This is a genomic window from Microbacterium hydrocarbonoxydans (assembly GCF_011752045.1).
Lineage (GTDB): Bacteria > Actinomycetota > Actinomycetes > Actinomycetales > Microbacteriaceae > Microbacterium.
Genome location: NZ_JAAKXW010000002.1, coordinates 120,184 through 131,539, shown reverse-complemented (window position 1 = coordinate 131,539; position 11,356 = coordinate 120,184). Strand labels below are relative to the sequence as shown.

The 11,356-nt window shown below is 70.6% G+C and carries 12 protein-coding genes; 6 read left to right on the top strand and 6 right to left on the bottom strand.

What is annotated here, in order from left to right:
- Positions 1–1,392, bottom strand: coding sequence for an MFS transporter (locus tag G6G98_RS08975; protein WP_164234830.1), 1,392 nt, complete (start codon positions 1,390–1,392; stop codon positions 1–3).
- Between the two features lie 5 nt (positions 1,393–1,397).
- Positions 1,398–1,838: a MarR family transcriptional regulator gene (locus G6G98_RS08970; protein ID WP_067355372.1), complete on the bottom strand. Its 441-nt coding sequence runs from the start codon at positions 1,836–1,838 to the stop codon at positions 1,398–1,400.
- Positions 1,839–1,920: 82 nt separating this feature from the next.
- On the opposite strand from G6G98_RS08970, the gene G6G98_RS08965 reads away from it, so the two are divergent.
- The 5 genes from G6G98_RS08965 (at position 1,921) to G6G98_RS08945 (ending at position 6,489) form a co-directional block, all read left to right on the top strand.
- Positions 1,921–2,658, top strand: coding sequence for a copper homeostasis protein CutC (locus G6G98_RS08965; protein WP_164234782.1), 738 nt, complete (start codon positions 1,921–1,923; stop codon positions 2,656–2,658).
- Between the two features lie 45 nt (positions 2,659–2,703).
- Complete coding sequence (locus tag G6G98_RS08960; protein WP_164234781.1) at positions 2,704–3,558, top strand: alpha/beta fold hydrolase; 855 nt, start codon at positions 2,704–2,706, stop codon at positions 3,556–3,558.
- A 109-nt stretch (positions 3,559–3,667) separates the two neighbouring features.
- On the top strand, positions 3,668–4,405 hold the full coding sequence (locus G6G98_RS08955; protein WP_067355380.1) for a DUF1684 domain-containing protein: 738 nt from the start codon (positions 3,668–3,670) through the stop codon (positions 4,403–4,405).
- A gap of 38 nt (positions 4,406–4,443) precedes the next feature.
- Complete coding sequence (locus tag G6G98_RS08950) at positions 4,444–5,493, top strand: lipoate--protein ligase family protein (protein ID WP_067355383.1); 1,050 nt, start codon at positions 4,444–4,446, stop codon at positions 5,491–5,493.
- Positions 5,494–5,511: 18 nt separating this feature from the next.
- Positions 5,512–6,489: a DNA-methyltransferase gene (locus G6G98_RS08945; RefSeq protein WP_243842066.1), complete on the top strand. Its 978-nt coding sequence runs from the start codon at positions 5,512–5,514 to the stop codon at positions 6,487–6,489.
- A gap of 1 nt (position 6,490) precedes the next feature.
- Here the strand turns inward: G6G98_RS08945 and G6G98_RS08940 are convergent, their stop codons facing one another.
- The 3 genes from G6G98_RS08940 to G6G98_RS08930 are packed head-to-tail and all read right to left on the bottom strand — an operon-like array spanning position 6,491 to position 8,705.
- Entirely contained in the window at positions 6,491–6,838 is a 348-nt protein-coding gene (locus tag G6G98_RS08940; RefSeq protein ID WP_164234780.1) for a cupin domain-containing protein, read from the bottom strand.
- Positions 6,835–8,238 (bottom strand): NAD(P)/FAD-dependent oxidoreductase, encoded by a 1,404-nt coding sequence (locus tag G6G98_RS08935; RefSeq protein ID WP_164234779.1) that lies wholly within the window; start codon positions 8,236–8,238, stop codon positions 6,835–6,837. Before G6G98_RS08935 ends, G6G98_RS08940 begins: the two co-directional genes overlap by 4 nt.
- A complete protein-coding gene (locus G6G98_RS08930; protein WP_067355396.1) occupies positions 8,238–8,705 on the bottom strand; it encodes an Lrp/AsnC family transcriptional regulator in 468 nt (155 codons plus the stop codon). The genes G6G98_RS08935 and G6G98_RS08930 overlap by 1 nt, the downstream gene beginning before the upstream one ends.
- 267 nt (positions 8,706–8,972) lie before the next feature.
- On the opposite strand from G6G98_RS08930, the gene G6G98_RS08925 reads away from it, so the two are divergent.
- Positions 8,973–10,148: a hypothetical protein gene (locus G6G98_RS08925; protein ID WP_067355399.1), complete on the top strand. Its 1,176-nt coding sequence runs from the start codon at positions 8,973–8,975 to the stop codon at positions 10,146–10,148.
- A 199-nt stretch (positions 10,149–10,347) separates the two neighbouring features.
- Here the strand turns inward: G6G98_RS08925 and galE are convergent, their stop codons facing one another.
- Entirely contained in the window at positions 10,348–11,325 is a 978-nt protein-coding gene (galE, locus tag G6G98_RS08920) for a UDP-glucose 4-epimerase GalE (protein ID WP_067355404.1), read from the bottom strand.
- Positions 11,326–11,356 lie beyond the last annotated feature (31 nt).

Here is an 11,356-nt window from a genome sequence, read left to right as displayed (position 1 = left end):
TCAGGTGCTCCCCGGAGCGTCCCTCCGCTCGCGCGTCCCGGCATCCTCGGCCATGCTCCGCTCACCGCACGCGCCCGGCGCGGTGCGGATCGGCGTCGTGGCCGCCGCCTCGTCGCTGAACTCGACCGGGTCGACCTCGTCCACGATGCTGATCGGGCGCGTCTCGTCGAGCGTCAGCAGGAAGCGCCGGTTCTCGTGGCGGTGCAGCCGGCCCGACACGAGCATCCAGATCCCGCCGATCGCGCAGGCGACGAGACCCGCCGTGCCGCCGAGCATGATCGCGGTGCGCGGGCCGAAGGCGTCGGCCACCCAGCCGGCGATGGGAGCGCCGACCGGCGTGGATCCCATGATGACGGCCATGTAGAGGGCGAGCACGCGTCCGCGCAGCGCCGCATCGGTCGTGATCTGCACGTAGCCGTTGGCGGTGGTGAGCAGGGTCACGATCATGAACCCGGTGAACATCAGCGTGACCGCGTAGGAGGCGTAGCTGGGCATCGCCGCCGACACGAACGCGCTGACGCCGAAACCTCCAGCGGCCAGCACCACGACCCGCACCCGGGCCCGGTCGCGGCGGGCGGCGAGCAGCGCTCCGGCGAGAGAGCCGATCGCGAGGATCGAGCTGAGCACGCCGTAGCCGTCGGCGCCGGCGCCGAACTCGAGCGCCATCGTCGAGGCGAAGATCGGGAAGTTCATGCCGAAGGCGCCGATGAGGAACACGGTCACGAACACGACGCGCAGGTCGCTGCGCGCCCACACGTAGCGGAACCCGGCCGCGAGGCCGCCGCGGCTGCGGTTCTTCAGCCGCGGGGCGAGCTGGTTCCGCCTCAGCGACATCAGGGCCAGCATCATCGCGAGGAAGGTGGCGGCGTTCGCGATGAACACCCAGCCGGAGCCGATCGCCACGATCAGCAGGCCGCCGACGGCGGGGCCGATCATCCGGGCGAGGTTGAAGGATGCCGAGTTGAGGGCGACGGCGTTCGATGTGTCTCCGGTCGAGACCATGTCGGAGACGAAGGCCTGCCGCGCCGGGGCGTCGAAGGCGTTGACGACGCCGAAGGCGGCCGCGAAGCCGAACATCATCGGCAGCGTCATCGCTTCGCCGAGCAGCAGGAGGCCGACGGCCAGCGCCAGCACGAGCAGCGTCGACTGCGTGGCCATCAGGATGTGGCGGCGGTCGAAGCGGTCGGCGACCCAGCCGGTGAGGCTCACCAGCACGAGCGGCGGGCCGAACTGCAGCGCCATCGTGATGCCCATCGCCGCGGCGTCGTTGTCGGTCAGCTCGGTGAGGACCACCCAGTCCTGGGCCGTCGCCTGCATCCACCCGCCGATGTTGGACACGAGCGCGCCGGCGAACCAGATGCGGTAGTTGACGTTCGCGAAGGAGCGGAACATCGCGCTCATCCCTCGACCACCTTCCGCATCAGGGCGCTCGCCTCGCGCAGGGTCCTCAGCTCGTCGGCGGTGAAGTCCTGCTCGGCGAGCATCGCCGCCAGCAGCTCGTCGCGGCGCTGGATGGTCTCCGCGACGATGGCGGTGCCTGCATCCGTGATCTCGACCTGCACGCGGCGGCGGTCCTCCTCGTCGGCCGTCCGGCGCACGTACCCCTGCTCCTCGAGACCGTTGATCATGCTGGTCATCGAGGGGGCGGTGACCCGCTCGCGCTCGGCGAGAGCGGTGATCGTGCGGCGCCCGTGCATGTGCAGCGTCGAGAGCACCGCGAGCTGCGCGTCGCTCATCGCGTCGACGGCCCGGGCGCAGCGTAGGCGCCGTGCGAGCCGGAAGGTCGCCATGCGCAGGTCTGTCGCGGTGAGGTGGAGCTCTTCATCAGGCGCAGACATTACTTAGACAGTCTAAGTAATTTTCGGGGCGGAGGGAAGAGCGGATGCCGGGCGGCCCGCCGCGGCACGGGAGAATGGACCCGTGACCCGAACCCTCGCTCTCGAAATCGCCGTCCAGGATCCCGCGGGCGTCCGCATCGCCGGAATCGTGGGCGCCGCCCGCGTCGAGCTCGCCCAGGCGCTTCCGCTCGGCGGGCTCACCGCATCGCCGGCCACCCTCGAGCTGTCGGTCGAGGCCGCCCGTGCGGCGGGGGTCGAGGTGCACGCGCTGATCCGGCCCCGCGCCGGCGGCTTCCATTACGACGCCGAGGAGATCGCGATCTCCGAGCGGGACGTGCGGCGCGCGATCGACGCCGGCGTGGACGGCGTCGTCATCGGCGCGCTGGACGGGCAGGGGAGCCTGGACCTCGATTCCATGGCGCGGCTGCGCGACGCGGCCGGGGGAGCATCCGTCACCCTGCACCGGGCCATCGACGTCACGCCCGACCCGGTCGCGGCGCTCGCCGCCGCACGCTTGCTGGGCCTGCGACGGGTGCTCACCTCGGGCGGCGCCTCCGCCGCGATCGACGGCATCGACACGCTCCGCGCGCTCGTCGCCGAGGCCGCGGGGGAGATCGAGATCATGGCGGGGAGCGGCGTGACCGCGGCATCCGCCCCTGCGCTCGCCGCGACGGGCGTCGACGCCCTGCACTTCTCCGCCAAGCGCGCGGTCGCCGAGACCGGCGGGGTGCGGATGGGCTCCGCCTCAGACGGCGTCGGCGGGTACGAGGTCACCGACCTCGAGATCGCGCGCGGCGTGGTCGCGTCGCTCGGCCGCTGAGCCGGGAGGTTCGCCGCCGCCGAGACCGCTGAGTAGGGTGGGGGCGTGACGGATACGCGCGAGTTCACGGATGCTCACGGCATCGCCATCGTCTACGACGTGCACCCCGCCGCGGGCACGCCGCGAGGAGTGGTGCAGCTGCTGCACGGGGTCGGCGAGCACGCCGGACGCTACGGCGCGCTGATCGCCGCCCTCACCGGGGCGGGCTTCACGGTCTACGCCGACGACCACCGCGGGCACGGGCGCACCGGCATCCGCCAGCATGACGGCCCCGCCAGGCTGGGGCGTCTCGGCAAGGGCGGACTCCGCGCCGCCGAAGAGGCGATCTGGCAGCTCACCGGCATCATCCGGGCGGAGAACCCCGACCTGCCTCTCGTGCTGCTCGGGCACTCCTGGGGGTCCTTCCTCGCGCAGATGCTCGTCAACCACCACCCCGAGGCGTGGGATGCCGTCATACTGTCGGGCTCCGCCCTGCGCATGCCCGGCTCGCTGAACGCCGCGCCGCTGAACGCGCGCTGGGCGGGACCGGACGCCAGCGGGTTCGAGTGGCTGAGCCGCGACCCGGCGATCTGGGCATCCTTCGACGAGGACCCGCTCACCACCGACGTGCCGCTGCTGAAGCTGTTCGGCCCGATCGAGGCGGCGAAGCTCTACGGACGCCCGCGCAAGGACCTCGGCCGCGACATCCCGATGCTGCTGATGGTCGGGCGCGACGACCCGGTCGGCGGTCCGCGGAGCGTGCACAGGCTCGCAGACGAGTACCGCACCCGATCCGGCCTGACCGACGTCACGACGCTCGTCTACCCGGACGCGCGCCACGAGATCTTCAACGAGCTGCAGCAGGCGGAGGTCCGCGCCGACGTGCTGAGCTGGCTCGACGCGCGCATCCCCGCGCGCTGAGGCATTCCCGCCGGCCCGAAACATTTCGTCCGGGGTCGGAGTGTGACGTCATCCCCTCGGCGACCCTCTGCCGCGTCCTAGATTCGCGACGGAGGAGAGGTGCGTCGAGATGAGCTTCGAGGATGACTGGCGGGTCTGGCATGCAGCGCGGGAGAACTATGCGGGGGCAGAGTACGGCCCCTCGGCGCTGGAGTCGACGAACTGGCTGATCACGATGCCGGCCGCCGTCGAGGGGATCCCCGGGCTGTGGGCGCTCACCGGAGACGGCGGCATCCGCGGCAGCGAGCTCGGCGCCTCCGGGGAGAGCCTCACGCTGCGCGGGGCGGAGACCGTCCGCCTCGGCCGCCGCGAGCTGCGGGTCTTCGAGCGGCAGGGCGCCCTCGCCCTGCGCGTGTTCGATCCGCGCCGGCCGCAGCGCGAGCTGTTCTCCGCGATCGACGCCTATCCGCCGCGCGAGTCCTGGCGGCTCCCCGCCGTGTTCGAGCCGACGCCGGGGGAGAGCATCGTCGTCACCGCGGTGGACGGCGCCGACCACGAGTCGGCGGTCGCCGGGCGCCTGCACTTCGAGCTCGACGGCACGGCGCAGACGCTCACGCTGACCCGAGGCTCGCAGGGCGGCCTGCGGGCGGTGTTCGGCGACGGCACCAACGGGCTGGAGACGTACCGGTTCCGGTTCCTCGCGGTCGACGAGCCCGATCCGGACGGCACCGCCGTGATCGACTTCAACCGCGCGTACCTGCCGCCGTGCGCGTTCTCGGACCAGTTCATCTGCCCGCTGCCCACGGCAGGCAATCGCTACTCGGCACCGATCAGGGCGGGAGAGCGCGCGGTGGTCCTCGGCGGCTGAACGGGCGGCGTGCCGCGGGTGCGCCTTAAGCTGGAACCGTGCACGGTGAATACAAGGTCCCCGGGGGAAAGCTCGTCGTCGTCGACCTGGATGTGGAGGACGGCCGGATCGCCCGTTTCCGCCTCGCGGGCGACTTCTTCCTCGAGCCGGACACGGCGCTGGACGACATCAACGACGCGGTGAACGGGCTGGCCGTCGAGTCCGACGCAACGGCGATCGCCGCCGCCGTGCGCGGAGCGCTTCCGGCCGGCGCGCAGCTGCTCGGATTCACCCCGGATGCCGTCGGCACCGCGGTGCGCCGCGCCCTCGTCACGGCACCCGGCTGGCGTGACTTCGACTGGGAGATCATCCACGAGAAGGCCGTGTCCCCGCGCATGAATCTCGCCCTCGACGAGGTGCTCACCTCCCGCGTCGGTGAGGGGCGCCGTCGCCCCACCCTGCGCATCTGGGAGTGGGACCAGTCCGCCGTCGTGATCGGCTCGTTCCAGTCGTACCGGAACGAGGTCGACCCCGAGGGGGCGGCGCGGCACGGTTTCGACGTCGTCCGCCGGATCTCCGGGGGCGGGGCCATGCTCATGGCCGCGGGGCAGATCATCACCTATTCGCTGTACGTGCCGGCATCCCTCGTGCAGGGCATGACCTTCGCGGACTCGTACGCCTTCCTCGACGACTGGGTGCTGCAGGCGCTGCGCTCGCTCGGCATCGACGCGGTCTACCAGCCGCTCAACGACATCGCCAGCTCCACCGGCAAGATCGGCGGCGCCGCGCAGAAGCGCCTCGCCAACGGCGGAGTGCTGCACCACGCGACTCTCTCCTACGACATCGACGGCCAGACCATGACCGAGGTGCTCCGTATCGGCCGCGAGAAGCTCAGCGACAAGGGCACCACCTCGGCGGCCAAGCGCGTCGACCCGCTGCGCAGCCAGACCGGACTCGCGCGCGCCGAGATCATCGAGCGCTTCAAGGACACCTTCCGCGCGCTGACGGATGCCGAGGACGGCGCGATCACCCCCGACGAGTACGCCGACGCCGAAGCGCTCGTGGAGTCGAAGTTCGCCACCGAGGCGTGGCTGCACCGTGTCCCCTGAGCTTCGGTGCCGGGCTTCGTGACGTCGGTCGCTCCGCGGGAGGAGACGGCGCCCGGCGCGGTGACCGTCATCGAGGGCGACAACCTGGCTGTCGCCGCGACCCTGCCCGCGGCATCCTTCGCCCTGGTGTACCTGGACCCGCCGTTCAACACAGGCCGCACGCAGGGGCGTCAGGTGGTCACCGCGCGGCGGACGTCCACAACTCCTCAGGAATCCGAGGCTGAGAGCGCACGGCCCGCGGATTCCCGCTATGGCCGGGCGAGCACGCCCGCGGATCTGCGGAGTTCTGAACAGCCCGCCGCGGAGATCGAGATCCGGCACGGCTTCCACGGGCATCGGTACGAGCGGGTGCGCGGGATGCTGCGCGCCTACGACGACCGGTTCGACGACTACGGGTCGTTCCTCATGCCGCGGCTGGAGGAGGCCTGGCGGCTGCTCGCCGACGACGGCACGCTGTACCTGCACCTCGACTACCGCGAGGCGCACTACGCCAAGGTGATGCTGGATGCCGTCTTCGGCAGGGACTGCTTCCTCAACGAGCTGATCTGGGCGTACGACTACGGGGCGAAGTCGCGGCGGCGCTGGCCGACCAAGCACGACACGATCCTGGTGTACGTGAAGAACCCCCGCTCCTACTTCTTCGACTCCGAGGCGGTCGACCGCGAGCCGTACATGGCCCCCGGGCTGGTGACGGCCGAGAAGGCCGAACGCGGCAAGCTGCCCACCGACGTGTGGTGGCACACCATCGTGCCGACGACGGGCCGCGAGAAGACGGGGTACCCGACCCAGAAGCCCGAGGGCATCCTGCGCCGCATCGTGACGGCGTCGAGCCGGCCTGGCGACCGCGTGCTCGACCTGTTCGCGGGTTCGGGGACGACCGGAGCAGTGGCTTCGGCGCTCGGGCGCGACGCGGTGCTCGTCGACGACAACCCCGAGGCGATCCGCGTGATGCGCGAGCGGATGCCGCATGCCGAGGTCACGGCGCGCGAGGACTGACTCAGGCCACGTACACCTTGCGGAGCGTCTCGGTGACGGTCCACACGGTCTGCATGCCCTCGGCGAGCCGCACGACCGACCCCGGACCCACCTCGAGGTCGGGCAGCGCGGGAGAGACGAAGGAGATCACGGCCCGGCCGGAGAGCACGACGAAGACCTCGTCGGCCTCGGTGTCGGATGCCGTGCCGGGGGTCATCTCCCAGATGCCCACCTCGACGTCGCCGATGGTCGCGAGGGCGACCGACCCGGTCGTCGGCGCGCCGGCCACGACCTCCTCGGCGGGCAGCGGCGCGTGCGCGAGGTCGAGGGTGTGCGCATCGGCGCCGGCGCCGGCGGCCAGCGCGCTCACGAGTCGAACCCCATGCCGACGGCGTCGAGCGCCTTGAGGAAGAGGTTGCGCTTTCCCTCGTTGTGATCGGCCTGGTTCATCGCCGCGCGCACGAGGTTGATGCCGATGGCGGCGGCGGGCTCGGGCGGGAAGGGGATCGGCTTCTCGCGCACCATCCGCAGCTCGGTGCGCTCGGTCTCGACGCCCGACAGCTTGTCGAGCATGACGTCGGCGGCGAAGCGTGCGGCGCCGACGCCGAGCCCGGTGAACCCGGTGGCGTAGGCGACGCGCCCCTTGCGGGCGGTGCCGAAGAAGGCGCAGAAGCGGCTCGACGAGTCGATCGCGCCGGCCCAGCGGTGCGTGAAGCGCAGGCCCTCGAGCTGCGGGAACGTCGTGAAGAAGTGCGAGGCGAGCCTGCGGTGGCTCGCCATGCGGTCCTCGTACTCCGGGCGGACCTTGCCGCCGAAGTGGTAGATCGCGTCGTAGCCGCCGAACAGGATGCGGTCGTCGGCGGTGAGCCGGTAGTAGTGGAACTGGTTCGCGCTGTCGGCGAGGCCCTGCCGGTTCGACCAGCCGATCGAGGCCAGCTGCTCGGAGCTCAGCGGCTCCGTCATCAGCACGTAGTCGTACACCGGCACGGTCATCAGGCGGTTGCGCTTGAGCAGGGACGGGAACACGTTCGTGCCGAGGGCGACGGCATCCGCGGTCACCCGGCCGCCCTCGGTGACGACCGTGATCGGGCCGGAGCCGTCGCCCTCGACGCCGCGGACGAGGGAGTGCTCATGGATCTCGACGCCCAGGTCGAGCGCGACGCGGGCCAGCTCCATGCCGAGCTTCGCCGGGTGCACCATGGCGCAGCCCTCGCGATCCCAGGAGCCGGCGAGGAAGGTGTCCGAGTGCACCTCCGCCTGCACGGCCTCGCGGTCGAGGAATCCGGGCTCGTCGCGGTACCACTCGACCTGGTGCGGCTCCACGGCGACGCTGAGCTGGCCGGTGCGCTCGAAGTCGGCCTTCATGTCGTAGCGGCCGACCGCGGTCTCGATCCCGTCGAGGTTCTCCAGCCCCATCGCCTCGAGCCGGTCGATCTCCTCTGGCCAGCGGTTCAGGCCGTTCTCGTGACCGTGGGTGAGGCTCGCCTCGCAGAACCCGCCGTTGCGGCCGGATGCCGCCCAGGAGACCCGCGACGCCTCCAGCAGCACGACGCGGCGCTCCGGGTGGCGCTCCTTCGCCCGGATCGCGGTCCACAGGCCGGTGTAGCCGCCGCCGACCACGACGAGATCTGCGGTGACGTGGCCGGAGAGCGACGGATGCCGGGGGCGCTCGACGTCATCGAGCCAGAACACCCCGAAGGCGGTGCCGCGCAGCGACTCGTCGATGACGGCGTCGGTGGGACGCCGGCGTTCGAAGACGGTGGTGCCCATCAGCGCGTGCCCCAGTTGTAGAGGTCCTTGTAGAGGCCGGCGTAGAGCAGGCTCTCGGTGTGGGTGACGCCGGGGATCGTGCGGATGCGCGTCGCGATGAGGTCGATGAGGTCCTCGTCGCTCTCGCACACGGCCTCGACGAGGATGTCGAAGGTGCCGAGGGTGACGACCACATAGGCGAGCTCGGTGATCTTCGTCAGCTCCTGTGCGATCGCCCGCGGGTCGCTGTCCACCCGGATGCCGATCATCGACATACGGTGGAAGCCGAGCTGCATCGGGTCGGTCACGGCGACGATCTGGATGATCCCGGCTTCGGTCATCCGCTGCACGCGCTGACGGGCAGCCGCCTCGCTGAGTCCGACGGCGCGGCCGATCTCGGCGTACGGGCGTCGGCCGTCCTCCTGGAGGAGCTCGACGATCTTCTTCGACACGTCATCCAGGGCGGGATGCTTCGGTGTGGCGCTCATGTGTCGATATTGACAGGTATACCGTGCTTGCGCAACTGATTCAGTCGTCATTTACGCGATCGGATTCAGAATCCGCAAGAACCCTCGTCGCGCGACGAGCGGCGCACAGGTGCAACGCCGACGAAAGTCGGGGAGTGGTGCGACGAAAGTCATCTGCTGGAGGGTGGAGCGGCGCCCATAGAGTTGGGCCGTCGTAAGTGTGCGCTGGGGAAGCGTCGAAATCACGGGAATGGCGCCTCCCCCTGAAACGCCTACGAAAGAGGGCTCGTGCGCACACCCACCAAGGCCGTCGTCGTCGTCGCGACGACGGCTCTCCTCATCCCCGTGTTCTCCTCCCCGGCCTTCGCCGCGGACGACGTCCCGGTGCTGCTCGGCACCAACACGTCGGCCGCGGCTGCCGGCGACGTCCTCACCGACCTGGCGGTGGCCGGAGGCGAGGTCTACTCCAGCTACGGCGACTACGACGCCAACACCGGTCCGGTCGATCTCAACTCCCTGAACGTCTCGACCGGAGCCCAGACGAAGCAGTTCACGCTCAACGGCGAGGAGCTCAAGGCGCTCCGCGTCATCGACGGCAAGGTGTTCGCCGCCGACGTCGACCCGAAGGCGTCGTGGACGTCGAACGTCGGGTACGTCACGAACGCCGGCGGTGCCTGGAGCTACAACGCGGCATCCCCGTTCCAGCACGTCTTCGACATCGCCAAGAGCGGCAGCGAGATCTTCCTCGCCGGCAGCGTGGTCAACCCGAACCCCTCGCTGTACGGCCCGACCCCGGATCTCGCCGTGATCAAGAAGAGCGCCGACGGCGGGAAGACCTGGACCATAGCCAAGGCGAGGGCCTCGGCGAGCGGCTCCAGCGCCTATGACCGCTACTACTGGCTCGCGAACGTGAACGGGAAGATCGCCGCGATCGCAGAGGTCCGGGACGCGAGGGGAGCCACCAACCGCGTCCTCGACGTGTACAGCGGCGGACGCTGGACCACTCTCGATCTCGGAGCTTGGTTCGGGCTTGCCCACCGCCATGAGCCGACGAAGTACGAGGTGCTCGGCAGCAAGATCATCCTGTCCGACAGCAACACGACCGGATACATCGACCTGAACGCGAAGGGCAAGGCCGGCGGCGTCAAGCTGTCCAACCTCCCGCCCTCGTTCGCGTCGCGTGACATCACAGTCTCCGGCGGCGTCGCCTACTCGATCGGCAACTGGATCTCCGGAGCCGACATCGACATGACCCGCAACGTCGTGTTCGCGACGCGCGACGGCGTGAACTGGACGCAGGTAGCCGCGCCGGTCGTGGTGCCCGCGACGACGTACTGGAACCACAACGGGACGATGCTCCCGCACTACGGCCGCTACACCTCGATCGCCGTCAGCAACGGGATCATGTACCTCGGCGGCGACGACGCGAAGATCTACACGATGCGCGCTCCCGCCGTCCCCTGACCGGCTGCGAAGCAACAGGAGCCGCCTCTCCCAGGGACCGGGAGGGGCGGCTCTCGTGTGTCCGGCATCCGCCTGCGAACGCGGTTCCGGTCGCAGCCCGTGCGGGTGCTGCGCCGCCGGACTGTGCTGAAGTGCGACCGGAACCGGACGTGCAGGCCGCGACGGATGCGGCGGCCGGACGTGGAGGCCGAGCGCGGCGTCAGGATGCCGCGCGGCGGGCCTCCCAGCCGGTGCGGACCATCTCGTCGACCGTGTACCGCATCCTCCAGTCGAGGTCGCGGGCGGCCAGGTCGCCGTTGGCGACGATGCGGTCGGGGTCGCCGGGGCGGCGCGGGCCGATCTCGGGTGTGAAGCCGATGCCGGTCACGCGGGCGACGGCATCCATGATCTGCTTCACGCTCAGGCCGTCGCCGGAGCCGAGGTTGTACGCCGCCTCGATCGGCGCGCCGGAGGCGAGGCGCTTCGCCGCCGCCACGTGCGCCGAGGCGATGTCGCCGACGTGCACGTAGTCGCGCACGTTGGTGCCGTCGGGGGTGTCGTAGTCGTCGCCGTTGATGCGCGGAGTCTCGCCCGCGATGAGCTTCTCGAACACGATCGGGAACAGGTTGTGCGGGCTCACGTCGTGCACCGTCGGGTCGGCCGAGCCGACGACGTTGAAGTAGCGCAGCGAGGTGTGCCGCAGCGGGAGCTCCGAGTCGGCCGTCGCGACGGCCTGGTCGCGCAGCAGCCACTCGCCGATGAGCTTCGACTCGCCGTAGGGGCTGGCCGGCTTCTTCGCCGTGTCCTCGACGACGAGCGGGACGTCGGGGGTGCCGTAGACCGCGGCGGAGGAGGAGAACACGATGTTCGCGACCCCTGCCGCCGCCATGGCCTCGAGGATCACACGGGTGCCCTCGACGTTCTGCGCATAGGTGTGCAGCGGGCGCTGCACCGAGACCCCGGCGTACTTGTACCCGGCGACGTGGATGACGCCCTCGGCGGCGTGCTCGCGCAGGGTGCGCTCCACGAGCTCGCGGTCGAGGATGCTGCCGCGCACGAACGGCACGCCCTCGGGGACGAACGACGCGACGCCGCTGGAGAGGTCGTCGAGGACGACGGGGGAGAGGCCGGCATCCGCCAGCGCCCGTACGACGTGCGATCCGATGTAGCCGGCGCCGCCGGTGACGATCCAGGACATGCTTCTCCTTCAGCGGGGGTCGAGCGTCAAT